The sequence below is a fragment of the Paenarthrobacter histidinolovorans genome (genome assembly GCF_014647595.1).
GTDB classification, from domain to species: Bacteria; Actinomycetota; Actinomycetes; order Actinomycetales; family Micrococcaceae; genus Arthrobacter; species Arthrobacter histidinolovorans.
In genome coordinates this window covers 56,853-82,709 of record NZ_BMPM01000010.1, presented here as the reverse complement: position 1 = coordinate 82,709, position 25,857 = coordinate 56,853, and the positions used below count along the sequence as shown (strand labels likewise).

Annotated in this window: 23 protein-coding genes and 1 pseudogene; 15 read left to right on the top strand and 9 right to left on the bottom strand. The window is 62.5% G+C overall.

What is annotated here, in order from left to right; translation table 11 throughout:
* Window positions 1-111: 111 nt before the first annotated feature.
* The 4 genes and pseudogenes from IEY62_RS19130 to IEY62_RS19115 all read left to right on the top strand — a co-directional run bounded on the left by IEY62_RS19130 (window position 112) and on the right by IEY62_RS19115 (window position 4,570).
* Window positions 112-834: a TetR/AcrR family transcriptional regulator gene (locus IEY62_RS19130; RefSeq protein ID WP_018780189.1), complete on the top strand. Its 723-nt coding sequence runs from the start codon at window positions 112-114 to the stop codon at window positions 832-834.
* A 66-nt stretch (window positions 835-900) separates the two neighbouring features.
* Window positions 901-2,926: pseudogene (locus IEY62_RS19125) on the top strand (PTS mannitol transporter subunit IICBA).
* A complete protein-coding gene (locus IEY62_RS19120) occupies window positions 2,926-4,074 on the top strand; it encodes a mannitol-1-phosphate 5-dehydrogenase (protein ID WP_189020865.1) in 1,149 nt (382 codons plus the stop codon). Before IEY62_RS19125 ends, IEY62_RS19120 begins: the two are co-directional and overlap by 1 nt.
* A gap of 139 nt (window positions 4,075-4,213) precedes the next feature.
* Window positions 4,214-4,570: a ribbon-helix-helix domain-containing protein gene (locus tag IEY62_RS19115; protein ID WP_189020863.1), complete on the top strand. Its 357-nt coding sequence runs from the start codon at window positions 4,214-4,216 to the stop codon at window positions 4,568-4,570.
* A gap of 85 nt (window positions 4,571-4,655) precedes the next feature.
* Here IEY62_RS19115 and cycA read toward each other — a convergent pair whose 3' ends face one another.
* Entirely contained in the window at window positions 4,656-6,116 is a 1,461-nt protein-coding gene (gene cycA, locus IEY62_RS19110; protein WP_189020861.1) for a D-serine/D-alanine/glycine transporter, read from the bottom strand.
* Window positions 6,117-6,455: 339 nt separating this feature from the next.
* Here cycA and IEY62_RS19105 point away from each other — a divergent pair, with 339 nt between their 5' ends.
* Window positions 6,456-6,704: a hypothetical protein gene (locus IEY62_RS19105; protein ID WP_189020859.1), complete on the top strand. Its 249-nt coding sequence runs from the start codon at window positions 6,456-6,458 to the stop codon at window positions 6,702-6,704.
* 80 nt (window positions 6,705-6,784) lie between these two features.
* On the opposite strand, the gene IEY62_RS19100 is transcribed toward IEY62_RS19105, so the two are convergent.
* Genes IEY62_RS19100 through IEY62_RS19085 form a run of 4 tightly spaced genes read right to left on the bottom strand, consistent with a single transcriptional unit; the run spans window position 6,785 to window position 9,018 of the window.
* On the bottom strand, window positions 6,785-7,546 hold the full coding sequence (locus IEY62_RS19100) for an ABC transporter permease (RefSeq protein ID WP_189020857.1): 762 nt from the start codon (window positions 7,544-7,546) through the stop codon (window positions 6,785-6,787).
* Entirely contained in the window at window positions 7,543-8,325 is a 783-nt protein-coding gene (locus IEY62_RS19095) for an ABC transporter ATP-binding protein (protein ID WP_189020855.1), read from the bottom strand. The genes IEY62_RS19100 and IEY62_RS19095 overlap by 4 nt, the downstream gene beginning before the upstream one ends.
* Window positions 8,322-8,687: a DUF1048 domain-containing protein gene (locus IEY62_RS19090; RefSeq protein WP_189020853.1), complete on the bottom strand. Its 366-nt coding sequence runs from the start codon at window positions 8,685-8,687 to the stop codon at window positions 8,322-8,324. Before IEY62_RS19090 ends, IEY62_RS19095 begins: the two co-directional genes overlap by 4 nt.
* A gap of 1 nt (window position 8,688) precedes the next feature.
* Window positions 8,689-9,018: a PadR family transcriptional regulator gene (locus IEY62_RS19085; protein ID WP_189020851.1), complete on the bottom strand. Its 330-nt coding sequence runs from the start codon at window positions 9,016-9,018 to the stop codon at window positions 8,689-8,691.
* 139 nt (window positions 9,019-9,157) lie between these two features.
* Here IEY62_RS19085 and IEY62_RS19080 point away from each other — a divergent pair, with 139 nt between their 5' ends.
* The 3 genes from IEY62_RS19080 (at window position 9,158) to IEY62_RS19070 (ending at window position 11,823) form a co-directional block, all read left to right on the top strand.
* Entirely contained in the window at window positions 9,158-9,628 is a 471-nt protein-coding gene (locus IEY62_RS19080; protein ID WP_189021041.1) for a GNAT family N-acetyltransferase, read from the top strand.
* Window positions 9,629-10,108: 480 nt separating this feature from the next.
* Window positions 10,109-10,552 carry a MarR family winged helix-turn-helix transcriptional regulator gene (locus tag IEY62_RS19075; protein WP_189020848.1) on the top strand — a complete coding sequence of 148 codons (444 nt, stop codon included), beginning with the start codon at window positions 10,109-10,111 and terminating at the stop codon, window positions 10,550-10,552.
* A gap of 32 nt (window positions 10,553-10,584) precedes the next feature.
* On the top strand, window positions 10,585-11,823 hold the full coding sequence (locus IEY62_RS19070; protein WP_189020846.1) for an MFS transporter: 1,239 nt from the start codon (window positions 10,585-10,587) through the stop codon (window positions 11,821-11,823).
* A gap of 58 nt (window positions 11,824-11,881) precedes the next feature.
* Here IEY62_RS19070 and IEY62_RS19065 read toward each other — a convergent pair whose 3' ends face one another.
* The 3 genes from IEY62_RS19065 to IEY62_RS19055 all read right to left on the bottom strand — a co-directional run bounded on the left by IEY62_RS19065 (window position 11,882) and on the right by IEY62_RS19055 (window position 16,235).
* A complete protein-coding gene (locus IEY62_RS19065; RefSeq protein ID WP_189020844.1) occupies window positions 11,882-13,354 on the bottom strand; it encodes a sugar porter family MFS transporter in 1,473 nt (490 codons plus the stop codon).
* A gap of 329 nt (window positions 13,355-13,683) precedes the next feature.
* Window positions 13,684-15,039: a formimidoylglutamate deiminase gene (locus IEY62_RS19060; protein WP_189020841.1), complete on the bottom strand. Its 1,356-nt coding sequence runs from the start codon at window positions 15,037-15,039 to the stop codon at window positions 13,684-13,686.
* On the bottom strand, window positions 15,036-16,235 hold the full coding sequence (locus IEY62_RS19055; RefSeq protein ID WP_189020839.1) for an allantoate amidohydrolase: 1,200 nt from the start codon (window positions 16,233-16,235) through the stop codon (window positions 15,036-15,038). The genes IEY62_RS19060 and IEY62_RS19055 overlap by 4 nt, the downstream gene beginning before the upstream one ends.
* A 245-nt stretch (window positions 16,236-16,480) precedes the next feature.
* On the opposite strand from IEY62_RS19055, the gene IEY62_RS19050 reads away from it, so the two are divergent.
* The 7 genes from IEY62_RS19050 to IEY62_RS19020 all read left to right on the top strand — a co-directional run bounded on the left by IEY62_RS19050 (window position 16,481) and on the right by IEY62_RS19020 (window position 24,094).
* Window positions 16,481-17,167 (top strand): IclR family transcriptional regulator, encoded by a 687-nt coding sequence (locus tag IEY62_RS19050; RefSeq protein ID WP_229785458.1) that lies wholly within the window; start codon window positions 16,481-16,483, stop codon window positions 17,165-17,167.
* Window positions 17,164-18,270, top strand: coding sequence for an ATP-binding cassette domain-containing protein (locus tag IEY62_RS19045; protein WP_189020835.1), 1,107 nt, complete (start codon window positions 17,164-17,166; stop codon window positions 18,268-18,270). Before IEY62_RS19050 ends, IEY62_RS19045 begins: the two co-directional genes overlap by 4 nt.
* A complete protein-coding gene (locus IEY62_RS19040; protein ID WP_189020833.1) occupies window positions 18,267-18,917 on the top strand; it encodes an ABC transporter permease in 651 nt (216 codons plus the stop codon). The genes IEY62_RS19045 and IEY62_RS19040 overlap by 4 nt, the downstream gene beginning before the upstream one ends.
* Window positions 18,878-19,630 carry an ABC transporter permease gene (locus IEY62_RS19035; RefSeq protein WP_229785456.1) on the top strand — a complete coding sequence of 251 codons (753 nt, stop codon included), beginning with the start codon at window positions 18,878-18,880 and terminating at the stop codon, window positions 19,628-19,630. The genes IEY62_RS19040 and IEY62_RS19035 overlap by 40 nt, the downstream gene beginning before the upstream one ends.
* Before the next feature lie 76 nt (window positions 19,631-19,706).
* On the top strand, window positions 19,707-20,618 hold the full coding sequence (locus tag IEY62_RS19030) for an ABC transporter substrate-binding protein (RefSeq protein ID WP_189020831.1): 912 nt from the start codon (window positions 19,707-19,709) through the stop codon (window positions 20,616-20,618).
* Window positions 20,619-20,655: 37 nt separating this feature from the next.
* On the top strand, window positions 20,656-22,404 hold the full coding sequence (locus tag IEY62_RS19025; protein WP_189020829.1) for a urocanate hydratase: 1,749 nt from the start codon (window positions 20,656-20,658) through the stop codon (window positions 22,402-22,404).
* A gap of 241 nt (window positions 22,405-22,645) precedes the next feature.
* On the top strand, window positions 22,646-24,094 hold the full coding sequence (locus IEY62_RS19020) for an aromatic amino acid lyase (RefSeq protein WP_189020827.1): 1,449 nt from the start codon (window positions 22,646-22,648) through the stop codon (window positions 24,092-24,094).
* 80 nt (window positions 24,095-24,174) lie between these two features.
* On the opposite strand, the gene IEY62_RS19015 is transcribed toward IEY62_RS19020, so the two are convergent.
* The gene (locus tag IEY62_RS19015) at window positions 24,175-25,827 is read right to left on the bottom strand and encodes an MDR family MFS transporter (RefSeq protein WP_189020825.1); all 1,653 of its coding nucleotides are present in this window, start codon (window positions 25,825-25,827) and stop codon (window positions 24,175-24,177) included.
* Window positions 25,828-25,857 lie beyond the last annotated feature (30 nt).

Genomic DNA, 25,857 nt, shown 5'->3' with positions numbered 1-25,857 from the left:
TTGTTGTTTCAGACCCGTCGGCGACGGCACCGGGAGCCTCTGTAGCCAGCCTACAAAATTCCTTTGTGAGCCACTTCATATAGCAACGCTATAGGTGCTAGGGTAGCGGTTATGAGTTTCGATGACCAGCTTCCGCCTAAAATTCGGTTGCTTCGCGCAGCGGCCGAATTGCTGGCGAATTCGGAGGGGTCAGCGGTCTCAACGCGCCAGATCACCAAGCTTGCCGGGGTCACGGCGCCCACGCTCTACCACCACTTTGGTGACAAAGAAGGACTGTTCGACGCCGTCGTATCAGCAGGCTTCGAAGAGTACGTGGCAGGGGAGCGGGACTTTGCGCCATCCGGGGAGCCCTTGGAAGACGTCCGACGGATGTGGGACAACCACGTCCAGTTCGGGCTGACCCAACCCCATCTGTACCTGGTCATGTTCGGCAACATCAGGCCGGAAAGCCGCCCGGCAATCGTGGCCGATGCCGAAGCGCTTCTGGAAGAAATGCTGAACAAGGCCGCCATCGCCGGTCAGATCAACGTGCCGCCCCGCGAAGCGGCACGCAGCATCCTGGCGGCCAACGTGGGCGTCACGCTCATGTTGATCGCCGAACCGGTGGAAGAACGGAACCTCGAGCTCTCAACGATGACCCGGGATTCCATGATTTTTGCCGTCTCCACGGAAACCGCCCGTGGCGCCGCAGCGGACGACTCGGGTAAGTCGTCGGTAGTTGTTGCGGCAATCGCCCTGAATGCGGCACTGCAGGCCTCGCATTCGGACCAACTTTCCAGCTCTGAACTGAAGCTTTTCCTGGAATGGCTTCACCGCATTTCCAGCAGCTCCTAGCTGCTCTCTCTCGATCTCTATATCGACTGACCCCGCGCCGCCGCGGGAAACACGTTAGGAATTCACATGGCAACAGAGACAGTTGCGAAGCCCCGCACCAGCGCCCGCGTTGGCGTCCAGAAGTTCGGAACATTCCTGTCCGGCATGATCATGCCCAACATTGGCGCCTTCATCGCCTGGGGCCTCATCACCGCCCTGTTCATTGAGAAGGGCTGGATTCCGGTCCCGGAACTCGGGGGCTACGGCACCAACGCCGATGGCGTTGCCAACGTGGGCCTTGTAGGCCCCATGGTCAACTACCTGCTTCCGCTTCTCATTGCCTACACCGGTGGCCGGATGGTCTATGACGTCCGCGGTGGCGTGGTGGGTGCCATCGCCACAATGGGCGTGATTGTCGGCACAGGAATTCCCATGTTCATCGGGGCCATGATCATGGGTCCGCTGGGTGGCTGGACCATGAAGAAGATCGACAGCATCTGGGACGGCAAGATCCGGCCCGGCTTCGAAATGCTGGTCAACAACTTCTCCGCCGGTATCTGGGGCGGAATTCTGACCCTGCTCGGGTTCTACGGCCTGACCCCCGTGGTCAAGGCCTTCACGGCCGGTGCGGGCTCCGTGGTCCAGTTCCTGGTGGACAACGGCCTGCTGCCCCTCACCAGCATCTTCATCGAGCCAGCCAAGGTGCTCTTCCTCAACAACGCCATCAATCACGGTGTGCTTACCCCTCTGGGCATCCAGCAGTCGCTGGACCAGGGCAAGTCCATCCTGTTCCTGCTGGAAGCCAACCCCGGCCCTGGCCTGGGCATCCTGTTGGCCTACATGTTCTTCGGCCGTGGCGCTGCACGCGCATCCGCTCCCGGTGCTGCCATCATCCACTTCCTGGGCGGCATCCACGAGATCTACTTCCCGTACGTGCTGATGAAGCCCATCCTCATCCTTGCTGCCATCGGCGGCGGCATGACGGGCATCGCAACGCTGGCGATCACCAACTCCGGACTCGTGGCGCCTGCCGCTCCGGGCTCCATCATTTGCCGTCATAGCCCAAACCTCGCGTGACAGCTATGTGGGCGTGATCCTCGCTGTGGTGCTTGCCACCACGGTGTCCTTCCTGATCGCCTCCCTGATCCTGCGCACCTCCAAGAACAAGGGCGACGACGACCTCACCGAAGCCACCTCCCGCATGGAAGCCATGAAGGGCAAGAAGAGCTCGGTCTCCTCCGCTCTGGTGGGCGACAGGGCAGCAGCGCAGGGCGAAGGTACCGTCCTGACCCGTCCGGTCCGGAACATCGTCTTCGCCTGCGACGCCGGCATGGGCTCAAGCGCCATGGGTGCCTCGGTCCTGCGCAACAAGATCAAAGCGGCCGGTTTCCCGGACGTCAAGGTCACCAACTCGGCCATCGCCAACCTGAGCGATACCTTCGACGTCGTGGTCACCCACCAGGACCTCACTGAACGCGCACAACCACGCACGTCCAGCGCAGTGCACTACTCGGTGGACAACTTCATGAACAGCCCGCGCTACGACGAAATCGTCGAACTGGTCAAGGCAAGCAACAGCGAAGGCACAGCGGCGGCTGCTGCTCCGGCAGGCGCAGAGCCCGCTGCAGCAGCCCCGGCCCATGGTGCGCATGCCGCCGAACCGGCTGCCGCCGTCGAAGGTAAAGGCGTCCTGCTCCGCGACAGCGTGATCCTGAACGGAACGGCAGCCGACCGCGACAGTGCGATTGATGAAGCCGGAAAGCTGCTGCTGGACCGCGGTGCCGTGGACGTGAGCTACGTCCACGCCATGCACGAGCGTGAGGAATCCGTGTCCACCTACATGGGCAGCTTCCTGGCCATTCCGCACGGCACCAACGATGCCAAGGAGCACATCAACCACTCGGCCGTGTCCATCATCCGGTACCCGGAGGGCATCGACTGGGGCGGCAAGCAAGTGAAGTTCGTGGTCGGCGTCGCCGGCATCAACAACGAACACCTCCACATCCTGTCTTCCATCGCCAAAATCTTCACCAACAAGGCCCAGGTTGCCCAGTTGGAGCAGGCAACCACGGTGGATGAAGTCCTGGAGCTGTTCGGAAAGGTCAACGCATAGTGAAGGCAGTCCATTTTGGGGCAGGCAACATCGGGCGGGGCTTCGTGGGGCTGCTGCTGCACGAAGCCGGGTATGGGGTGGTATTCGCCGACGTCGCTGATGCACTCATCAGCCAGCTCGCATCCGCGGACTCCTACGACGTCCATGAGGTAGGCGAAAACCCGGCGGTCAAGACCGTTAGGGGCTTCCGCGCCTTGAACTCGGCAACGCAGGAAGACGCTGTAGTGGAGGAAATCTCGACGGCGGATGTGGTCACCACAGCAGTGGGGCCGCACATCCTGAAGTTCGTGGCGCCGGTGATCGCCCGCGGACTGGCCGCCCGGCCCACGGACCTCCCGCCGCTGCAAATCATGGCCTGCGAGAACGCGATCAACGCCACGGATCTCCTGCACACGGAGATCCGGGCAGCGTGGGACGATTCCGCCGGTGACCTGGACGCCGTCGCGGTTTTTGCCAACACCGCAGTGGACCGCATCGTGCCCAACCAGGCGCCGGGCCAGGGCCTGGATGTCACGGTGGAGACGTTCTACGAGTGGGTCATTGACCGTACGCCGTTCCAGGGCAACGCCCCGGCCATCCCGGGGGCGACGTTCGTGGACGAGCTGGGACCGTACATCGAGCGGAAACTGTTCACGGTGAATACCGGCCACGCTTCGGCGGCGTACTTCGGCTACGGTGCAGGGCTTGAGAAGATCTCCGATGCCATGGCCGATCCCGGCGTAGCCGCGAAGGTCCGGGCCGTGCTGGAGGAAACCAAGGAACTCCTGGTGGCCAAGCACGGGTTCGTGGAGGCCGAGCAGGAAGCGTACGTCCAGAAGATTCTGTCCCGCTTCACCAACCCGCACCTGCCGGACACCGTTGTGCGGGTGGGCCGTGCACCGCTGCGCAAGCTGGGCAGGCACGAGCGTTTCGTGGGCCCGGCCGCTGAACTGGCCGAGCGAGGAGTCACCCCGGTGGCCCTGCTCGAGGCAATGTCGGCGGCCCTCCGTTTTGACGATGGAGCCGATGACGAAGCCGTGGAGCTGGCAAATATGCTCTCCGAACTGGACGCGGCCGCCGTCGTCGAACGCGTCACGGAACTGGCACCGACGCACCCGCTGTTCCCGGCAGTCCTGAAATTGGTGGAGGACCGCCAGGCGGAGCAGTAAGCAAGAGCAAGCAGGCTCTCTCGAGTTGAGGGCGAGGTCACTCATCGTCAGCTCGGGGGAGCCTTCGCGCGACCTGGGGCACCAGCTCCAGAGGTTTCAATCCGGCCGGGCTTCAGTCGATTCCGTGAGGAGCACCCAGATGGCTGGAAATGAAATGAATTACGAGGCGTTGGCGCAGCGTCTGAGCGACCCGGACACTGAAGTTCGCGGGAGGGGCGCGGCCCTGCATGGAGACAAGGCTGCTGAAGCGGGCAGGTCTTTCCTGTTGCGTGAGTTCGGCAGCGAAGAGGTTTTGGAGGCGGCCCTCCGTCCTGGGCGACCCAAGGTGGGCCAGAAAGAGTCTGCCGGTCCGTCTCCAACTGTGCGTGGACGAATTTCCGAGAAAGAGTTCAAAGCATTCAGCGACCTGATGGTAGAGACTGGGAAGGGCCAAAGTGCCCTAATCCGTGAGGCTGTTCACCTTCTGCTGCAGCGGCACGACAAACTCGCCAGCTGACGCTGACTCACGTCGGGACCCCCTTAAAGGCCCGACGCCGGGCACCCGAGGTGGGTGCCCGGCGTCGGGCTTTCTTACTTAAGGGTCAGCGCGCTGCCGCGGTTTCCGCTTCCGACATCGCCTTCCATTCGGCCACGCGGGCCTGGTGGAGCGGGGACTTGCGAACCACGGCGTAGGCCACGCCGAGGATGGCGAACCAGATGGGTGTCACCAGAAGGGCCGTGAGGGTATCCGGCTGGGTGGTCAGCGCCCAGACGAGGAACGCGAAGAACGCGAACACCACCCACACCATCGGGATACCGCCGGGCATTTTGAAGGGTGAGGCCGCGTGCTGCTCGGGGCGGCGCTTCCTGTACACGAGGTAGCTGGCCAGGATGATGGACCACACGAACATGAAGCAGACCGCGGACACCGTGGTCACCATGTCGAACGCGACGCCAACGTCCTTGCCCGCGTAGAGGAGCGCGACGCCGGCCAGCAGCAGGACGCAGGAAAGGAACAGGGCGTTCTGGGGTACTTTGCGGCTGGAGAGCCTACCGAAGAGCTTGGGTGCGTCGCCGTCGTTGGCAAGGCCGTACACCATGCGGGAGGTGGAGTAGATGCCCGAATTGGCCGAGGACATGGCAGAGGTGAGCACCACCAGGTTCACCACGGTGGCTGCCATGCCCAGGCCGGCCAAGGAGAACATGGCGATGAACGGGCTCTGGCCTGCCTTGAATTCAGTCCACGGTGTGACTGACATGAGGATAATGAGGGCGCCTACGTAGAAGAGCATTACGCGCAGGGGAATGGCGTTGATGGCCCGGGGGAGGTTGTGCTCCGGGTTCTTGGTTTCTGCAGCGGCAGTACCCACGAGTTCAATGCCCACGAACGCGAACACGGCGATCTGGAAACCGGCTACAAAGCCCATGAATTCCTTGGGGAAGAAGCCGCCGTGGCTCCACAGGTTGGTGAAGCTGGCGGTGCCTGCGTTGGACTGGAAACCCGTGAAGATCATGACCAGGCCCACGACGATCAGCGCCACGATGGCGACGATCTTGATGAGCGCGAACCAGAACTCGGTCTCGCCGAAGGCTTTGACTGTGGGCAGGTTCAGGAGGAGCAGGATGATGATGGTGGCCAGGCCCGGGATCCACAGCTGGATTCCCGGCCAGAGCTCATTGGCGTAACCTGCGATGGCGATGACGTCAGCAACGCCGGTGACAACCCAGCAGAACCAGTATGTCCAGCCGGTGAAGAAGCCGGCCCACGGGCCCAGGAGGTCGCCCGCGAAGTCGCTGAACGACTTGTAGTTCAGGTTGGAGAGCAGGAGTTGGCCCATGGCGCGCATAACGAAGAAGAGCATGAAGCCGATGATCATGTACACGAAGATCACGGAGGGGCCGGCAACCGAGATGGTCTTGCCGGAGCCCATGAAGAGGCCTGTTCCGATGGCGCCGCCGATGGCCAGGAGCTGGATGTGGCGGTTGCTGAGCGAGCGTGAGAGGTGGGGCTCGCTGTCCCTGCTGGAGGCGCGGAGCTGCCCCTGTGTTGTCTGGTCGGACATTAGTTCAAGAACCCTTCGGATGAACCGTCAGAATAGTGACGGCCGTTACAAATCTGTTCGATAAAGCTATAGCTAATGTCTGAGCAATGGCCAATCGGTCTGCATGGCGAAAGCTCCCCACTGGAACGGCGTATGTCACCGATTACAGTTCCGGCACGCTTACTAAGCGGGGGTACGGTTTCCGCCACGATTACCGTGGGGCAGGACCCTCAAGGTGTGACGGTGGATCCGTTGACTCACACCGTTTACGTGGCCAACTGACCACCCACGCGGTCTCTGCGGCGGGCGGTGACGGGAAGCCTGTCAATTTGAGTTCCATCAGCTAGATAGGATGCCTGGATGGCTACTTCAAATAGATCGCCGATAACCCGCCAGGGCCGCATGAAAAGAGTACTTGGGCTGGCATTCTGTGTGTCGATGGTGGGCCTATTGGCTTCGATCTTCCTTACTGGCGGGAACCCGCTTCTCCCCGGCATGTCAGGTCCACTGCTGGTGCTGTTCTTCTTCCTGGCTGCGGCTGCCAGCGTCATCGGACTGGCTGTTACCAAGGTGAAGCGAACCACGAAAGAAGCCTCAAGCAGGGGATAATCGGTCTGCATGGCGAAAGCTCCCTTGTGGAAAAGGGAGCTTTGGCCGATGGTTTGTCCTGGGTTTCAGAACACGGGCCGCTAGGCGATCTGCCGCTTATACGCCGCCGTCGCGAAGGCATAAGCGACGACGAGGATCCCCAGGCACCAGGCCAGGGCTACCCAGATGTCGCCACCAACAGGACGTTGGGCGAACAGATCCTGGACGGTGTTCACAATCGACGTCACCGGCTGGTTCTCGGCGAACCAGCGGACAGGGCCCGGCATGGTTTCCGTCGGTACAAACGCCGAGCTGATGAACGGCAGGAAGATCAGCGGGTAAGAGAACCCGCCGGCACCGTCCACTGACTTCGCGGAGAGGCCCGCAATGATGGCGATCCATGTCAACGCGAGTGTGAACAGCGCCAGGATTCCCGCAACTGCCAGCCAATCCAGTACATTCGCCGAAGTCCTGAACCCCATGAGCAGCGCAACTCCGACGATGATCACCAGCGACAGCCCGTTGGCCACCAACGATGTCAGGACGTGTGCCCACAGGACCGAGGAGCGTGCGATCGGCATGGACTGGAACCGCTCGAAGATGCCGCCCTGCATATCCGTGAAAAGACGGACCGCCGTGTATGCGATGCCCGAAGCGATGGCTATCAGCATGATGCCCGGGAGCAGGTAGTTGACGTAGTTTTCAGTGTCGGTCCTGATGGCACCGCCGAATACGTAGACGAACAGCAGCATCAGGGCAATCGGTGTGATCGCGGTGGTGATGATGGTGTCCACGCTGCGGAAGATGTGCCGCATGGAACGGCCCAGCAGGACAGAGGTATCTGCGAAGAAATGGGTGTTCATGACCTGTCCTTTACTGGCTCGCTGGTTCCGGTGTTTCCCACGAGTGCCAGGAAGATGTCCTCCAGGCTTGGCTGCTTTTCCACGTATTCCACCTTGGCCGGCGGCAGCAGCCGCTTCAGCTCCTGGAGCGTGCCATTGGCGATGATGCGTCCCTCATGAAGGACGGCTATGCGGTCTGCCAGCTGTTCGGCTTCGTCGAGGTACTGGGTGGTGAGCAGGACTGTGGTGCCCCTGTTGGCAAGGTTCTTGACGATCTGCCACACCTCCAGGCGGGCTTCGGGATCGAGCCCGGTGGTGGGCTCGTCCAGGAAGATCACCTTCGGATCGCCGATCAGGCTCATGGCGATGTCCAGCCGGCGACGCATGCCGCCGGAGTACGTTGCCACTTTGCGGGAACCGGCATCTGTCAGGCTGAACTGTGCCAGCAACTCATCCGCGATCTGGCCCGGATTCTTCAAGTGCCGCAGTTTCGCCACGAGAACCAGGTTTTCCTTGCCGGTCAATACCTCGTCCACTGCGGCGAACTGCCCGGTGAGGCTGATGGACTGCCTTACCTGCAGTGACTCCGTTGCGACATCAAAACCCTCGACGGCGGCCTGCCCACCATCCGCTTTGAGCAGCGTGGCCAGAATCTTCACCATGGTGGTCTTGCCGGCACCGTTGGAGCCGAGAAGGGCGAAGATGCTGCCGGACGCTACCTCGAAATCCACTCCGCGGAGTACCTGGAGATCCTTGTAGGACTTCTCTATACCCTGTACGCGGATTGCCGTTGTGGTCATGACTCCGCCTCTTTCGCCTTGTCGATTGCCTTGTTGAGGCGGTCACGTTCCTTGTCGATCCAGCGCTTTCCGCCGTATGCCTGCGCGAAGGTCTCCGCGAACTCGATCGGATCTTCGCCCACCATTTCGCTCACGGGGGTTCCGTCCAGCGCCGCGCGTTCCCACAGGTCTGCCAGGTCTGTGAACATCTGCACCATGGTGTCGCCTTCAGTGACTCCGCCGTAGTACATCAGGTATCGGTTGAAGGCGGTTGCGACGCTGAGGTAAGGCTCAGGCAGGGCATCCATGCGGGCTTTGGCTTGCTTGTACTGCTTCTTCTGTTCGAGTGATCCGGTGACCAGTTCGATCCATTTTGCTGCCATGTTATTTTCCTTCCTTGCGGAGTTCTTCAATCCGTTCGGACAAGAAGCTCCAGGTGTTCCAGAATTCATTCAGTTCGTTTTCGCCCTGCGCGTTGAGCGTGTAAACCTTGCGGGGCGGCCCTTTTTCGGACGGTCGCTTCTCAACGTCCACCAGCCCCTTTTGTTCGATCCTTACCAGCAGTGCGTACACGGTGCCTTCAGCGATCTCGGTGAAGCCCTGCTCCCGGAGCTGCGTGGTGATTTCATATCCGTACGCCGCCTTCCCGGTCAGGAGGGCCAGAACTATGCCCTCCAATGTGCCTTTGAGCATCTCCGTCATTTGCTTGCCCATCGGACACCTCCCTCGCTACTCAGTATTACTAGCTACCACTACATAGTAGAACTAAGTACCGGTACTTAGCAACACTAAGTTCCGAACAAAATGGCATGCTGGGGTGGTGACTACGGAACCTGCTGCCGCGCCCGCCCTCATGACTGCCGCCGTCGAGGGTGGAACGTTTTCCCTGCGGCGCGCCCGCAAAGGCGATCTGCCACGGATCCTCGCGTTGCTCGCGGACGACCAGTTGGGTGCCGTCCGCGAAAGCGTGGACGACCTGGCGCCGTATGAGCTGGCCTTTGACGCGATCGACGCCGACCCGGCCCACCTTCTGGTGGTGGGCGAACTCGACGGCGAAGTAGTGGCCACATTCCAGCTCAGCTACATCCCGGGCCTGTCCCGCAAGGGTTCCTGGCGCTCGCAGATCGAGGCGGTCCGCGTCTCCGGGGAGTTGCGCGGGCAGGGTGTTGGCGCGCTCATGATCCAGTGGGCGGTAGACCAGGCCCGGGAGCGCGGCTGCTCCTTGGTCCAGCTCACCACGGACAAATCCCGTGTTGCGGCGCATCGCTTCTATGAGCGGCTGGGGTTTGTTGCGAGCCACGAAGGCATGAAGCTGAAGCTCTAGGGGCTGGCCCTTCGCCAGAGCTTCACTGGCGGGGCTTCATGCGCGCGGATTCTTTTGGGTGTCCTGCCTTGGTGAAGGGCGTCGCGCATTGGATGATCGGTGCGCGTTGGATGGGGCGTCGCGCCTTGGGGTGGCACGCCTTGAGTGGCTCGGGCTGGGCTGGTGAGGGGCTGGATCTCGGCACTTTGCCAACAAAGCCAAGGCCTGGGCAGTTGTCTCTCTATCTTCGTTGGGCTGGCTTTTCCACATAGGACGGTTGGGGTCTGATGGTGCCCTGGGTCTGCTGGAAGAGTTGGGGTATGGAGCAAATTCACGTGGGGAAGCGGGTGCAGGCGGTGCGTCTTCGCCCGTTAGGCGCCCTGAGCACACCCAGCCGCACTCCCACCTGGCCGCATCTTTGTTGGCCGCGCCTACATTCAGCCGGGGGAATGCCGCCGAAAGCTTGACTGTTAGGTACCCTAACTATTAGGCTACCTAAATATGAACGGTTCTCCTGATCCCCGCCTCACCGGGCTCGCGAAGGAATTTCGTGAGGCCCTGCGCCTGGGCGTCTACATGTTTCGTCGCCTGGACCCCGAGGGTGACTTGACCGCTGCCCAGCTCAGCCTGCTTTCCATGGTCTCCGACGGCGGTCTCAGGGTGGGTGACATCGCAAAGAACCTGGGGATCAAAGTCCCGAGCGCCACAGAGCAAATCATCAAGCTTGAGCGCGCCGGCCTGGTCACCCGTCGCCCTGATCCCGACGATTCCCGCGCCGTCCAGGTTGCCATCACCAGTGCCGGGACTGACGCCGTCGAATCGGCCAACCAGCGGCGGAATGCCATGGTGGCCGAACTGCTTGAGGACCTCAGCGCCCAGGAAATCGAGCAGTTGGCCGCGGCGCTTCCCGTCATCAGCAAAATCAACAGCTCATTCCAGAACTAACAGGAATTAACGCACCGACAAGGAGCAATTGAATGTCACGCCAGTTGGCTGACGCTTCAGCAAGCGCCGAAACAACCATCGAAACCACCCTCGAAGCCGAGAAGGCTTCCCTGCTCAAACAGCCAAAAGCGGTGTGGGCTACGGCCCTGGCGGCCGTTTTCGCCTTCATGGGCATCGGGCTCGTGGACCCTATCCTCCCGGCAATCGCCAAGAACCTGCAGGCCTCCACCAGCGAAGTGTCGTTGCTGTTCACCAGCTACTTCCTGGTGACTGCGGTAGCGATGTTGATCAGTGGATTTGTGTCCTCCCGGATTGGTGGGAAGAAGACGCTTCTCATCGGCCTGGCGATCATCGTCGTGTTTGCGTCGTTGTCCGGCCTTTCCGGCAGTGTTGAACAGCTGGTTGGCTTCCGTGCCGGCTGGGGCCTCGGCAATGCGCTGTTCGTTGCCACCGCCTTGGCCGTGATTGTTGGCGTGGCCAGCGGTGGAACCGGCACCGCGATCATTCTTTATGAAGCCGCCCTCGGACTCGGCATCTCGCTCGGCCCGCTGTTGGGTGCCCTCCTTGGCGGGTGGCAGTGGCGCGCCCCGTTCTTCGGTACGGCAGTCCTGATGGCCGCAGCGTTCATCGCACTGTTGGCGTTGCTCCCCAAGACACCTGCCCCGGCGATGAAGTCCCGCCTCCGGGACCCGCTTCTTGCCCTCGGCCACAAGGGGCTCCGCACCACCGCAGCCAGCGCACTCTTCTACAACTACGGCTTCTTCACCATCCTTGCTTTCACTCCCTTCATCCTGGGAATGGACGCCTACGGAATCGGGGGAGTGTTCTTCGGTTGGGGCGTTGCGGTCGCAGTGTTCTCAGTGTTCGTCGCTCCCGTCCTCCAGAAGCGCTTTGGTGCCGTCAAGGTACTGACCGGCACGCTGGCTGTCCTCATGCTCGACCTGATCGGGCTGGGTCTGGCCGCGGGGCACTCGGTGACTGCCGTCGTCGTGCTTGTCATCGTGGCAGGCGCCCTGCTGGGCATCAACAACACCGTCTACACGGAACTGGCCATGGGCGTCTCTGATTCACCTCGTCCTGTTGCCTCCGCGGGTTACAACTTTGTCCGCTGGATGGGCGGTGCGCTGGCTCCCTTCGCCGCAGCCCAGCTCGGCGAGCACTTCGGACCGCAGGTGCCGTTCTTCGCCGGTGCAGTGGCAATGGTGATCGCCATCCTCATCGCATTCGGGGGGCGGAAGTTCCTGTCGTCCCACGAACCGCACCTGGTCTAAGCAGCCACCCAAACAAAAGAAGCCCGGCGGATCATTAACCGCCGGGCTTCTTTGTCAGCTATTTGCTTTCGTCCGAGGTGACCGGAAGCGGCGCTACCGGTGCTCCCTTCGGGACGAACAGGGTTTCAGCCTGTTCCAGGGACATGCCATTCGTCTCGGGCACCTTGAACATCACAAAGAAGAACGACGCCGCCGCGAACGCTGCGTACATGGCGTACGTCAGCGGCAGCGAACCTGCGGCCATGATGGGGAAGCTGAGTGTGATGGCGAAGTTGGCGATCCACTGCGCGGCGGCCGCGAGGCCCAAAGCGCGTGCACGGATGCGGGACGGGAAGATCTCGCCCAAGAGCACCCACACGAGGGGTCCCCACGAGGCTCCAAAGCTGATAACGAACACGTTGGCCGCAACCAGGGCAATGGGTCCCCAGGCGCCTGGAAGGGTGATCTCGGAGCCCGTGCCAACCGCGGAGGAGAAGGCCAGTGCCATGACCCCAAGCGATGCTGCCATGCCGATGGAGCCGGTCAGCAGGATGGGCCGGCGGCCAATCCGGTCCACCAGTGCGATGGCCACGAGTGTCACCAGGATGTTGGTGATGGAGGTGGCCACGGAAATGGTCAGGGAGTCCTTTTCCTGGAACCCCACAGCCTTCCACAGAGTGGTGGAGTAGTAGAAGATCACGTTGATGCCCACGAACTGCTGCAGCACGGAAAGGATGATGCCGATCCACACCACGGGCAGCAGGCCAAAGCGGTTGCCGCGCAAGGAGCCCTTCTTGGTGGAGAGCTTTTCCTGCTGGATGGATTCGCGGATCTCGCGGATGTGCCGGTCGATGTCGTCGCCCGGAATGAGCCTGTTGAAGATGGTGCGGGCTTGGTCTTCCTTGCCGTTGAGGACCAGGAAATGCGGCGATTCAGGCAGGCGGAAGGCGATCCAGCCGTAAATGCCGGCAGGCACAGCGCAGGCGATGAACATCCAGCGCCACGCTTCGATTCCCAGCCACAGCGTGCCGTCAGCACCGCCGGCAGAGTTGGCCAGGACCGCGTCGGAGAGCAGGGCTGCGAAGATGCCCGTGGTGATGGCCAGCTGCTGGAGCGAGGCCAGGCGGCCGCGGACGTGCCGGGGGGAGATTTCCGAGATGTAGGCGGGGGCAATCACGGACGCCAGCCCGATGCCGAGGCCGCCGACCAGCCGCCAGAAGATGAGGTCCCACACACTGAATGCGAGGCCGGTTCCAATGGCGCTGACCAGGAAGAGCAGCGCGCCGATCTTCATGGCGGGGATGCGGCCGTACCGGTCGGCAACTTTGCCCGCCAGGTAGGCTCCCACGGCACAGCCGAGCAGGGCGACGGCGACGGCGAAGCCGGTGAGTGCCTCGCTCATGGCAAACTCGCCCGCCATGGCGTCCACGGCACCGTTGACCACGGACGAATCGAAGCCGAACAGGAAGCCGCCAACCGCGCCGGCGATAGCCAGGCCGATCACCTTCCGGGAAACGTGGGGCGCGCCTGCTTCGGTGCTGGGACTGGACATGGGTCTCCCTTGGGAAAGGTGTGTGGGAATGCGGTGCGTGACGTCGTCGGCTGTTCCGACGGGGACGCCGGTGCACTCGCGCTACACAGTGTGGCACGTCATATCCGCCAAGTTCCAGTCAAGTGATGGACGTGACATGTATTCACTTTCTTAACCCATTAGGCTCTGATCACGCGCTGTACGTTCGCTGGGAGCCTCTGGGGCCTCCCCACGTACTCAAAGCCCCCTCTCTTGAATCCACTTATTGAACACAAGGCACGACGACGACCCTTGAGTCGGGAGCCAAACACCAGGGCCGCCGTCGGTGGCTTCAGGCCGCGGAAGCAGCGCTAGGAGAATGAGGTCAATGCGTCCGTCAGTAAGGTTCCGGGTTTACCGAGCCGTGTGTGGACGCCGTGGGAGGAGAGCAGCTCGCCGCCGATAACGACGGCGGTGACGTCGCTGGCGGTCGCGCTGAACGCCAGCTGCAGCGGCCGGGACCCCGCCGTGCGGGTAGAGGCGGGATCCACCGCCATGAGATCGCAGACATTGCCAACCTCAAGCGCCGCCTGGGCAACCGGGGTAGCCATGGACCGGGTGGCCCCGGACGTCGCAGCCTGCAGCAGCTCCTGGGGCGTGAACCTCCCGCGCTGGCCGCTGCCCAACCGCTCCCCGTGTTCGAGGGTGCGCATTTCGACCCACGGATCGATGACGGCGTGCTGGTCAGTCCCGAGGGCTATGGTGGCTCCTGCATCGGAAAGTTCCCTCGCCGGGCCGATCCCGTCCGCGAGGTCGGCCTCCGTGCTTGGGCACATGACCACTGTGGTGCCGGCATGTCCGAGCAAGGTGACGTCGTCGGGCGTCAGGTGGGTGGAATGTACCGCTGAGAGTCTGTTGGTCAGCAACCCGTGGCGTGCCAAAAGGCCTGTGGGGGTGGTCCCGTAAGCCTCGAGGCAGGCTTGGTTTTCTGCGGGTTGTTCGCTCAGATGGATGTGGAGGGGTATGCCGCCGGGCAATTGGGCAGCCACCACCTTCAGATCCTCTTCAGGTACTGCCCGGACCGAGTGCAGCGCGGCTCCGACGCTCACGCGGTCCGCCGGAAAACTTGCGTCAACCGCGGCACGGAGCGAGGCAAGGCGGTGGAGCCAGGCGTGCACGTCCGCATCACCGAACCGCGCCTGTTCAGGGCTTAGCGGCGATCCGATTCCGCCGGCGAGGTACAGGGTATCCAAGAGAGTCAGGCGAATACCGGCGGACATTGCCGCCCGTGCCAGCGCCAACTCCATGGCATGCGGTTCGGAATAAGGAGCGCCGTCGAGCTGGTGGTGGACGTAGTGGAACTCCGCGACGCTGCTGAACCCGCTAACAACCATCTCCGCGAAAACGGCCGTTGCGAGTTTCTCGTATTTTTCGGGTGTCAGCTCGGATGCGCTCGTGTACATCTGCTCCCGCCAAACCCAGAAATCTCCGCGTCCTTCATGGGTCCGGCCACGCAGGATCCGGTGGAATGCATGCGAGTGGGCGTTTGCGGCGGCGGGGAACACGATGCCCTCCAGCCTTGTGTCGCCGGCTTCCGGCCGGGTATCGGGGCTGATGGCCGTGATCCGGCCGTCATGGGCTTCCACGCGTACCCCACGCACGGCCTCGGGCGATCCTGAACCGCCAGGGGACGCGATGATCGCGGTTTCGCACCAGAACGTGCTCACAGGAGGCCCTCCAGAACGTCGGCAAGGGCGACGGCTCCGGATGAGGCGTCTTCGTCGGCCACGTATTCTTCGGGTGAATGCGAGATTCCGCTGGGGTTGCGGACAAAGAGCATGGCCGAGGGTACGTAGCCGGCCAGTACCCCCGCATCATGCCCGGCCCCTGTTGCCAGCACGGGCGCCCCGGGAAGGAGGCCGCCGATCCGGCGGCTCAACCCACTGTCAAAGTGGACCGTCCCGCTGTAGGACTCTTCAGTGAGGGTGGCGGTGCAGCCTTCGGACGCGGCGGCTTCCTGGGCTGCGACGTAGATCGCTTCGATGAGGCGGGCGGTCACGGCGTCGTCCGGGTGTCGGGCATCAAGCCACAGATCGACGCGGGAGGCGATCACATTGGTCCCGCCCGGTACGGGAGTTAAGCGGCCCACGGTTGCCCGGGCATCCGGTTGTTTGGCCGCGGTGTCGCGGACGGCCAGGACGATGTGGGCCGCGGCCACCATCGGATCCGCCCGGTCTGCCATGAGCGTGGTGCCGGCATGGTTTCCCTGGCCGCTGACGCTGAGCTTCCATCGCCCGTGACCCAGGATCGAACTTCCGACCGCGATGGCCGGGCCGTCCTGGCCCAGACCCTTGCCTTGCTCCACGTGCAGTTCAACAAAGTCGCCGATTCGGGCCAGGGCCTCGGGGTCGGCGCCGACGTGCCGGGGATCCAGGCCGTTGGACCGTGCGACGTCGGCGAACGTTCCGCCGTCGGCGTCGCGCAAATTCAGGGCCTTGTCGACGTCGATGGCGCCAGTCAGGAGCCTGGACCCGAGGCATGCAACCCCGAAACGGGACCCTTCTTCTTCGGGGAAGACGGTCACCGCCAGGGAGCGCCGCGGCTGAAGCCCGCGGTTTTTGAGAATATCGACGGCGGCCAGCGCGGAAGCGACGCCCAGAGGCCCGTCAAAAGCGCCTCCGCCGGGGACTGAATCGAGGTGGCTGCCTGTGACCAGGGCGCCGTCCTGCGGTTCACCCCACCAGGCCCACATGATGCCGTTGCGGTCTGTCTCGATGTCCAGGCCGCGTTGGGCTGCCTGCTCCTTGAACCACTCACGGAGGTCGAGTTCCGGCGTTGAATAGACGGACCTTGAGTAGCCTCCCCGCACACCATCCCGGCCTACGTCCTTGATCGAGTCAAGGAGCTGATTGACGGTTTCCACGTGTTCCTCCGATGTAGACGACTGCCACCAAGTAAAAAGCAGTTGCCATTACATGGCAAGGGTCTGGAGCTGAATGGTTCGTTTTTAACAGGACGGAAACATCGGGGTAACCCGATAGTGATCCAGCTCGACATATTTCCCGGAATCACGGGAAATTTACTCAGGACTATTGCCATGCCGTGAAAATTGCTTTTTACTAAGTGGCAAGACATGGTGATCCAGACCACTTGAAAGCAGGCCACGCAATGGCAGCAGATTCTTCGACCCGGACGGTGGAGCGAGCGCTCGCCCTCTTGGGGGCCGTGTGCTCCGAGGGAGCCATAGCGCTGAGTGATGCCGCACGGGTCGCGGACCTCTCGCCCAGCACGGCGCTTCGCCTGCTCCGGACCCTTGAAGGCAGCGGCTTTGTTTCAAGGGACGACGGCGGCAACTTCCGTCCGGGGGCCAGCATCATCCAGTTGGGTGCTCTGGCTCTCGGCAAGGAATCACTCGTCTCGTTGTGCACGCCGGCCATGAAGCGGCTCGTGGCGACAACGCGCGAATCCTGCTATTTGAGCATTCCCGGGGTTGGGGACACGGGAATCTACATCGCGATCGTCGAGGGTACGCACTCGATCAGGCATTCCAGCTGGGTCGGGCGGAGTATCCCGCTCGAAGGAACAGCTTCCGGCCAGGTACTCAAAGGCGAACAGCCTGAGCGTGGCTTTGCCGTGGTGCGCAGCGGTGTGGAGGACGACGTTACGGCCATTGCGGCGCCCGTGGTGCTGGGAGGACGGACGGTGGCTTCACTCAGCGTCGTCGCGCCCAGCTATCGCGTGGATGAGCTGAAGGCCCTCAAAATCGGCCAGCAATTGGTGGAGGAAGCTGACAACGTCCTCACCTGGGCCACCGAAAACCATGAGCTACCCCAGGAAAGCATGGAAGCAAAATGATCAAGTTTGAAAATGTCACCAAGGCCTACCCCGATGGCACCGTCGCCGTCGACGGCCTCAACCTGGAGGCGCCCACCGGCAAGCTGACCATTCTGGTTGGTCCGTCCGGCTGCGGCAAAACCACCTCCCTGAGGATGATCAACCGCCTCATTGAACCCACCAGTGGCACCATCTACCTGGATGACCAACCTACGTCCGGAATGGACGCAGCGTTGCTCCGCCGCAGGATTGGCTACGTCATCCAGCACGCAGGCCTGTTCCCGCACAAGACAATCGTGGACAACGTCTCCACCATGCCCGTCCTTTTGGGCGAAAGCCGGCAAAAGGCGCGGACCAAGGCCCTTGAGCTGATGGAGCGCGTGGGGCTTCCCGCCAGCTTCGCCAAGCGCTACCCCTGGCAGCTCTCCGGTGGCCAGCAGCAGCGCGTTGGTGTGGCACGCGCGCTGGCCTCGGACCCGGCATTCATGCTGATGGACGAACCCTTCAGCGCAGTCGACCCCGTGGTACGCGGCCAGTTGCAGGAGGAGTTCCTGCGTCTCCAGCGCGAAATAGGAAAGACCATCATCATGGTCACGCATGACATCGACGAAGCACTCAAGCTCGGCGATCAGGTGGCCGTGATGCGTGTGGGCGGCAAACTCGCCCAGATGGCTTCACCGTCCGAGCTGCTCACCTCGCCCGCCGACGAGTTCGTGGCCGACTTCGTGGGCCGCGACCGTGGGTACCGCTCCCTTGGGTTCACCAAGACGGCCGGCACCGTAGCGATTGGCGAAGAAGCTGTAGTCCAGCTCGGCGCCTCGGCGGACGAGGCCCGCGCCAAGGCGTCGGGTGCTTGGGTGTTGGTGGTCGACGGCGGCCGGAAGCCGCTCGGTTGGGCCCAGCCGGAACTTCTCAATGGTGAGGTGAAGCGGGAGAACCTTAACCTCAGCGGCATTCCTGCCGCGGCTTCCGGGACGATGCGCCAGCTGTTGGACGCGGCCCTGTCGTCGCCCAGCCGCCGGGGTGTTGTGGTCAACGAGCACGGTGAGCTGATCGGCACGGTCACTGCGACGGACGTGGTCAAGGCCATCGAGGCCGAACCTCACTTGGAGACGGCGCGATGAACTTCGAATGGCTGGGCCGCCAGTTCGACAACATTGTCTTCCTGCTCGGCTGGCATGTCCTGCTGGCCGTCACCCCGCTGATCCTGGGACTGCTCATCGCCTTGCCCCTTGGCTGGTGGGCCCATCGGAGCCGCCGCATCTACCCCCTGTTGGTGGGCGTCGCAGGCCTTCTTTACACCGTTCCTTCCCTGGCGCTTTTCGTCCTGTTGCCGCTTGTTCTGGGCACCAAGATCCTGGACCCGCTCAATATCGTCGCCGCACTGACGGTCTACACCGTGGCATTGCTGGTGCGCGTGGTGGCAGACGCCCTGGATTCCGTCCCCGAGGACACGGTCCAAGCGGCCAAGGCCATGGGTTACCGCGGCTACCAGAGCCTTGTGAAGGTTGAACTCCCTGTGGGCGTCCCTGTTATCTGTGCCGGCCTGCGCGTCGCAGCAGTTTCCAACGTCAGCCTGGTCTCAGTGGCTGCACTGTTGGGCATCCCGCAGCTCGGTTCGCTCTTCACGCAGGGCTTCCAGCTCCGTTTCTACACGCCGATCATCGCCGGCATCGTGCTTTGCGTGGTCCTGGCCATGATCCTGGACGGGCTGATCATTCTTCTCAACCGGTGGCTGACACCGTGGACCCCCAAGGTGGTGGCATCGTGAACTACTTGTTCGACCCCGCGCACTGGAGTGGTGCAGACGGTATCCCCACACTGATCGGCGAGCATCTCCTCTACTCGCTTATCGCGCTGGCCGTAGCTGCCATCATCGCGGTGCCGCTTGGCATTTACATCGGGGTGACCGGCAAGGGCGTGTTCATGATCGCCGGCCTCGCCAATGCGCTCCGCGCTCTTCCGAGCGTCGGTCTGCTGATCCTCCTGGTACTGCTCATCTCGCCCGCTTTCCCGTCCCGTATGGGCTACGTCCTCCCAAGCCTCATCGTGTTGGTCCTGCTCGCAGTTCCGCCGATCCTGACCAACACCTATGCCGGTGTTCGCGCAGTGGATGCTGCCGCCGTCGACGCTGCCAAAGGCATGGGCTTCCGCACCATGAAGATTCTTACGGATGTCCAACTGCCTTGCTCGCTTCCGCTGGTTTTGTCCGGCATCCGCAGCGCCCTGCTGCAAATCATTTCGACGGCGACCATCGCCGCATACATTTCGCTCGGTGGCCTCGGTCGCCTGCTGATCGACGGCAAGGCCCAGAACGACTACAGCCAGATGGTTGCGGGCGCAATCCTGGTCGCTTTGCTGGCCCTGTTCTTCGACCAGCTCCTCGCCTTCATCACCCGCCGCGTTGTCTCACCCGGACTGACCCGGCGCACCATCAAACCGGTTCCTGCAGCCGAACCCGTGAAAACCCCCGTCACGGTCTAGCTACAAGCTATTTGCACGTCCCCCACCCCCACCTGGCTGCCGCATGCCCTGCGGCGCCTGTCCCAGGAGAATTGACATGAAGAAGTACCTCACCGGTTTCACCCTTGCGGCAGTTGCCGCCATCACCCTCAGTGGCTGCGGCGGCGGGGATCCACTGAGTTCCTCCAATACTGCGGCCGCGGCGTCGAGCGACAGCATTATTGTCGGTTCCGCTGACTTCCCGGAAAGCCAACTGATCGCCAAGATCTACGCCGAAGCCCTCAAAGCCAAGGGCGTCGAGGTCACCGAGAAGCCCAGCATCGGCAGCCGCGAGGTCACCATTCCCGCCCTCAAGGACGGGTCCATCGACCTCATGCCCGAGTACGGCGGAGCGCTCCTGCAGTACCTCGATTCCGCCACCAAGGCTGTTTCTTCCGAGGACGTGGCCAAGGAATTGACCACCAAGATTCCCTCCGGCTTGAGCGTTTTGGAAGCCTCCGACGCCCAGGACAAGGATGTCCTCACCGTCAAGAAGGACATCGCCGATCAGTACAAGCTCAAGACCATTGAGGACCTCCAGCCTGTTGCCAAGGACCTTGTCCTGGGCGGCCCGCCGGAGTGGAAGACCCGCCTCAACGGCGTGGCCGGCCTGAAGTCCGTCTACAACCTCGAGTTCAAGGAATTTTCAGCGCTCGACGCCGGTGGGCCGCTCACGCTGAATGCCCTCCTTTCCGGTCAGATCCAGGTAGCGGACCTCTTCAGCACGGACCCCGCACTGGCGGAGAACAACCTGGTGGCACTCGAGGACAACAAGAACCTCTTCCTCTCCGAGAACATCGTTCCGGTCATCAACCAGAAGAAGTCCTCGGCCACGGTCAAGGAAACGCTGGACAAGGTATCTGCCGCCCTGACCACTGAAGACCTGATCAAGATGAACGGCCGCGTAGCCAAGTTCGAGGACATCGGCGAAATCGCCAAGGAATGGCTCAAGACCAAGAACCTGGGCTAGTCCCCGCTGTTCTGCCGGAATTTTTAGGAGTAAGACAATGACTGCCGATTTCACTTCTGGTGCCCGTCCGGTTAAGGCCGCGCGGGGTACTGAGCTTACTGCCAAGTCGTGGCAGACCGAGGCGCCGTTGCGCATGTTGATGAACAATCTGGATCCGGAGGTTGCTGAGCGGCCGGATGACTTGGTTGTTTATGGGGGCACGGGCCGTGCTTTCCGGTCGTGGGCTGCGTTTGATGCGATTACCCGGACGTTGGAGACCATGGAGAAGGACGAGACTCTGTTGGTTCAGTCGGGTAAGCCGGTGGGTGTGTTCCGCACTCATGAGTGGGCTCCGCGGGTGTTGTTGGCGAACTCGAACCTGGTGGGGGATTGGGCGACGTGGCCTGAGTTCCGCCGGCTCGAGGCTGAGGGTTTGATGATGTACGGCCAGATGACGGCCGGGTCGTGGATTTACATCGGCACGCAGGGCATCCTGCAGGGCACGTATGAAACCTTCGCCGCGGTGGGGAACAAGCTCAAAGCGGAGGGCCGGCACCCGGCCCCGGCTGTGGAGGGTTCTACGGAGGGACCGCTGGCCGGGACGCTGACGTTGACTGGTGGGTGTGGTGGTATGGGCGGCGCGCAGCCGTTGGCCGTGACGTTGAACGACGGCGCGTGCTTGATCGTGGATGTGGATGAGACCCGTCTGCGTCGTCGTGCGGGTAAGCGGTACTTGGACGAGGTCGAAACGGATCTCGATGCCGCCCTGGCGAAGGTCCAGAAGGCTAAGGACGAGCGTCGCGGCTGGTCGGTGGGGTATGTGGGTAACGCCGCTGAGGTGTTCCCGGAGCTGCTGCGCCGTCACAAGGCCGGGGAGATCACTTTTGATGTGGTCACGGACCAGACCAGTGCGCATGATCCGTTGTCCTACCTGCCGGAGGGCATCACGGTGGCTGAGTGGCACACGGAGGCCGAGGCGGATCCGGAAGGGTTCACGAAGAAGGCCCAGGCGTCCATGGCCCGGCACGTGCAGGCCATGGTGGAGTTCCAGGACGCCGGTGCTGAGGTCTTTGATTACGGCAACTCGATCCGTGATGAGGCACGCAAGGGCGGGTACGAGCGGGCGTTTGAGTTCCCTGGTTTCGTTCCGGCGTATATTCGTCCGTTGTTCTGTGAGGGTCTGGGCCCGTTCCGTTGGGTTGCGCTCTCGGGTGACCCGGAGGATATCCGGGTCACGGATGAGGCGATCAAGGAGTTGTTCCCGGAGAACAAGCACCTGCATAAGTGGATTGACGCGGCGCAGGAGCGGGTGGAGTTCGAGGGCCTGCCGGCGCGTATTTGCTGGCTTGGGTACGGCGAGCGCGCCAAGGCCGGGTTGTTGTTCAACCAGTTGGTCAAGGAGGGCAAGGTCAAGGCCCCGATCGTGATTGGTCGTGACCACCTGGACTCCGGTTCGGTGGCGTCCCCGTACCGGGAGACCGAGTCCATGGCGGACGGTTCCGATGCTATTGCTGACTGGCCGTTGCTGAACGCCCTGATCAACACCTCTTCGGGTGCTACGTGGGTGTCGATCCATCACGGTGGCGGTGTTGGTATTGGCCGGTCCCTGCACGCCGGGCAGGTTTCGGTCGCTGACGGTACTGACCTGGCTGCGGAGAAGCTCGAACGGCTGTTGACCAATGACCCCGGCATGGGCGTCATCCGCCACGTCGACGCCGGCTACGACCGTGCTGTCGAGGTCGCCAACGAACGCGGCGTCCGCATCCCCATGAACAGTTCGAAGGCCACCCAGGAAGCACACGCATGACTGTGACGGCAGCTTCCCGATCCGAACGCGAATGTTCGGCCCCGGAGGCACATCAAAGTGACTCCCGGGCCGTGGTCCGAAGGAACATACAACTTCCTGTCCCGCCTTCTCCGGAAGCCTGGAACCCGGTCCGGTTCGCGCCGGAAACCGACTAACGGCAGTAGTGGTTGCCATGCTCCGGCTGGCAACCACTACTGCCGTTAAGGCGCATCACGTCGACGATGAATGAAAGGATCGGCCCATGATCGAAATTGACGGCAGGAACCTGGCGTTGCCGGACATTGTGGCGGTTGCCGACGGCGCGTCTGTCAGCTTGGCGGCCGGTGCTTTGGCCCGCATGGCAGCCTCGCAGGAGTCCGCTGTTGCTACCTCCATGAAACGGCCGGTCTATGGTCGCTCGACGGGGGTAGGGGCGAACCGGACGGTGGAGCTGTCCAAAGGCGATGGGACTGACACCCACGGCCTCCAGTTGCTGCGAAGCCACGCGGTGGATGCCGGCAGGCCCCTGGAGCGCAGGACCGTCCGGGCGATGCTGGCTGTGAGGCTGTCGCAGTTGGCCGCTGGTGCCTCCGGCATCAACCCTGCCATTGCCGTGGCCCTTGTGGAGTTGATCAACTCGGACGTCGTGCCGGAGGTCCGGGAATTCGGCGGCATTGGTACGGCGGATCTCCAAGCCCTGTCCGGAACTGCGCTGACGATGCTTGGCGAGCGTGAGCCCTTGGGCGGGGGACGGGCACGGACTTTCGTGGAGGGCTGGGCTACTGCTGATGCACTCCCATTCATCAGCTCCAGCGCACTGACGATCGCCCAGGCTGTTCTGGCTCATGAGGAACTGTCGAAGCTGCTGGACACCGCCGCTTCTGTAGCAGGCCTCTCCTTCATTGCGATGTCCGGCAATGTGGAGGCATTTAGTCCGGCGGTGGCTGCAGCGGCGGACACTCCTGCAGTGGCAGCAGCCGCGAACGACTTCCATGGGCTGGTAGAGGGCAGTGGGCAACCCGCCCGCATCCAGGATCCCTACTGCCTGCGAACCCTGCCCCAGATTTTTGGTTCCCAGATCGAGGAGCTGAATGCCCTGGGTACGCTGCTCCGCCGTCTCGTGACAGCGGGCAACGAGAATCCCCTGGTCCACGGGTCCTTGTCCGAAGGCTCGAACGATGTGGCCCATCACGGGCTTTTCCAGATGACCAACCTCGCGCGCCGGGTGGATTCTTTGCACTTGGCCATCGGTGCTGCTTGCGCGACGCACCTGCGCAGGATTGATCTCCTGTGCGATCCGAACTACACGGGCCTGCACCCGTTCCTTGCCAGGGACGGTGCCGGTCAGTCAGGCGTCATGATGCTGGAGTACGTGGCTGCCGCCGCCGTGGGACGGATTCGCGCGAATACCCAACCGGCCAGCCTGCAAACAGTGGTGTTGTCCTTGGGGGCAGAAGAAGACGCCAGCTTTGCCAGCGTAGCGGCCGCTCAACTGCAGTCGACGGTCCAAGCCCTGGCGACAGTCACCGCCGTCGAACTTGTCTGTGCGGCAAGGGCGTTGCGCCTGCAAGGGCGGCGACCCGAGGAGTTTGCCAGCCACAGGCTGCGCAGCATGATGACCGCGGGCTATGGATTGCCGGCCGATGCCGCGGACAGGGATCTGCGTGGAGACGTGGAGCAAGCGACACGGATGGTCTTGCTGGAGCATTAGAAGACCGCCCAAAAGCAATGGCAGGCAGTCCGGAGACTGCCTGCCATTGCCTGGTTTTACGGAGGCCTTGTTTTGCGGGCCTAGTGGGCCGGAACTGAATCCTTGGCGGCAGCCTTGGGATCCGTGAGCTTCTTGTTCGGCAACGCGAAGCTGATCAGGAACGCGATGATCATCAGGCCCGCGGCAGTCAACATCACCACGTCAATGGCTTGGGCAAAGCCTTCGGTGATCGGCCGGGTGAGCGTGCTGTTGGCCGAGTGCAACCAGCTGGTGTCGTTCAACGAATCGTTGTTGGCGCCGTTCTTGAAGAAGTCGAACAGCTTGGCGTTCGCAGGATCCGAGGCCACGGCAGGGTCCCGCATCACAGCTTGGTAATCGGGGCTGGACGCTGCTGTTTTCATTCCGTCGGCGATCTTGTCCGCTGCCGTGCTGAACAGCATGGAGATGAACACTGCGGTGCCTACGGCGCCGCCCATGGAACGGAAGAACGCTGCCGTGGAGGTGCCAACGCCCATGTCCTTGGGCGGAACGGATACCTGCATGGCAAGGGTCAGCGGTTGCATGCAGAAACCGAGCCCGACGCCGAAGAACACGGCGATCAACCCGGGAACCCACAGACCGGTGTCGACTCCCAGGACAAGACCCATGACCGTTGCCGCGCCTGCAAGTACTGCCGTTCCCATGATCGGGAAAATCCGGTAAACGCCGGAGCTGGAGATCGTACGGCCTGCGGAGATGGAACCGAAGAGGATGCCGACGGTGAAGGTGATCATCATCAGGCCTGCCTCGGTGGGAGTAAGGCCCTTCACCAGCTGCAAATACATGGGCAGCATGGCGATGGCACCGAACATGCCGATACCGATGATGAAGTTCAGCAGCGAGGACAAGCCAAACGTGGTGTTCTTGAACAAACGCAACGGAATCAGCGCGTAGTCGCCGGCACGCTTTTCGGCGAGGAGGAACGCCACGATACCGATGACGCCCAGGCCGTAGCAAAGCCACGATCCCGCGGAGGACCAGCCCCAGGTGCGGCCCTGCTCGGCCACCAGAAGCAGCGGAACAATTGCCAACGTGATGGCAGCGGCGCCCCAGTAGTCGATCTTCTGCTTCACGTGCCTTACCGGCAGATGAAGGTACATGAAAACGACCACGAGTGCCGCGAGGCCGATGGGGAGGTTGATGAAGAAGACCCAGCGCCAGCCGTCGAAGCCCAGGATATTGGCTGAACCTGCGAACGCGCCGCCAATCACGGGACCAAGGACGGATGAGATTCCGAAGACCGACATGAAGTAGCCCTGGTACTTGGCCCGGTCCTTCAAGGCAACAATGTCACCGATGATGGTCAGGGCCAGCGCGAGGAGACCACCGGCGCCCAGGCCCTGGATTCCGCGGGCTATGGCAAGCTCGGTCATGGAGTGAACGGAACCTGCGTACAGCGAGCCTGCGAGGAAGATCAGGATGGCTGCGAGGTACAACGGGCGGCGGCCAAAGATGTCGCTGAGCTTGCCATACAGAGGCGTGCTCACCGTGGAGGTAATGAGGTAGGCGGTGGTGGCCCACGCCTGCAGGGACAAACCGTCGAGGTCGTTGGCGATGGTGTAGATGGACGTGGACACGATGGTCTGGTCCAGCGAGGACAGGAACATGCCGAGCATGAGTCCCACCATGACGGTGAGCGTCTGACGATGGGTCAGGACCTCACCAGCAGCCCGAACGGGCGTGGAATTGGACATATCTTCTCCAGAGATGGCAGAAAAGTGGGA

Excerpts from the sequence above, each read along its gene's own strand:
- IEY62_RS19130 (WP_018780189.1), top strand. The coding sequence starts at position 112 with ATGAGTTTCGATGACCAGCTTCCGCCTAAAATTCGGTTGCTTCGCGCA.
- IEY62_RS19115 (WP_189020863.1), top strand. The coding sequence starts at position 4,214 with ATGGCTGGAAATGAAATGAATTACGAGGCGTTGGCGCAGCGTCTGAGC.
- cycA (WP_189020861.1), bottom strand. The coding sequence starts at position 6,116 with ATGTCCGACCAGACAACACAGGGGCAGCTCCGCGCCTCCAGCAGGGAC.
- IEY62_RS19105 (WP_189020859.1), top strand. The coding sequence starts at position 6,456 with ATGGCTACTTCAAATAGATCGCCGATAACCCGCCAGGGCCGCATGAAA.
- IEY62_RS19100 (WP_189020857.1), bottom strand. The coding sequence starts at position 7,546 with ATGAACACCCATTTCTTCGCAGATACCTCTGTCCTGCTGGGCCGTTCC.
- IEY62_RS19095 (WP_189020855.1), bottom strand. The coding sequence starts at position 8,325 with ATGACCACAACGGCAATCCGCGTACAGGGTATAGAGAAGTCCTACAAG.
- IEY62_RS19090 (WP_189020853.1), bottom strand. The coding sequence starts at position 8,687 with ATGGCAGCAAAATGGATCGAACTGGTCACCGGATCACTCGAACAGAAG.
- IEY62_RS19085 (WP_189020851.1), bottom strand. The coding sequence starts at position 9,018 with ATGGGCAAGCAAATGACGGAGATGCTCAAAGGCACATTGGAGGGCATA.
- IEY62_RS19080 (WP_189021041.1), top strand. The coding sequence starts at position 9,158 with ATGACTGCCGCCGTCGAGGGTGGAACGTTTTCCCTGCGGCGCGCCCGC.
- IEY62_RS19075 (WP_189020848.1), top strand. The coding sequence starts at position 10,109 with ATGAACGGTTCTCCTGATCCCCGCCTCACCGGGCTCGCGAAGGAATTT.
- IEY62_RS19070 (WP_189020846.1), top strand. The coding sequence starts at position 10,585 with ATGTCACGCCAGTTGGCTGACGCTTCAGCAAGCGCCGAAACAACCATC.
- IEY62_RS19065 (WP_189020844.1), bottom strand. The coding sequence starts at position 13,354 with ATGTCCAGTCCCAGCACCGAAGCAGGCGCGCCCCACGTTTCCCGGAAG.
- IEY62_RS19050 (WP_229785458.1), top strand. The coding sequence starts at position 16,481 with ATGGCAGCAGATTCTTCGACCCGGACGGTGGAGCGAGCGCTCGCCCTC.
- IEY62_RS19045 (WP_189020835.1), top strand. The coding sequence starts at position 17,164 with ATGATCAAGTTTGAAAATGTCACCAAGGCCTACCCCGATGGCACCGTC.
- IEY62_RS19040 (WP_189020833.1), top strand. The coding sequence starts at position 18,267 with ATGAACTTCGAATGGCTGGGCCGCCAGTTCGACAACATTGTCTTCCTG.
- IEY62_RS19030 (WP_189020831.1), top strand. The coding sequence starts at position 19,707 with ATGAAGAAGTACCTCACCGGTTTCACCCTTGCGGCAGTTGCCGCCATC.
- IEY62_RS19025 (WP_189020829.1), top strand. The coding sequence starts at position 20,656 with ATGACTGCCGATTTCACTTCTGGTGCCCGTCCGGTTAAGGCCGCGCGG.
- IEY62_RS19020 (WP_189020827.1), top strand. The coding sequence starts at position 22,646 with ATGATCGAAATTGACGGCAGGAACCTGGCGTTGCCGGACATTGTGGCG.
- IEY62_RS19015 (WP_189020825.1), bottom strand. The coding sequence starts at position 25,827 with ATGTCCAATTCCACGCCCGTTCGGGCTGCTGGTGAGGTCCTGACCCAT.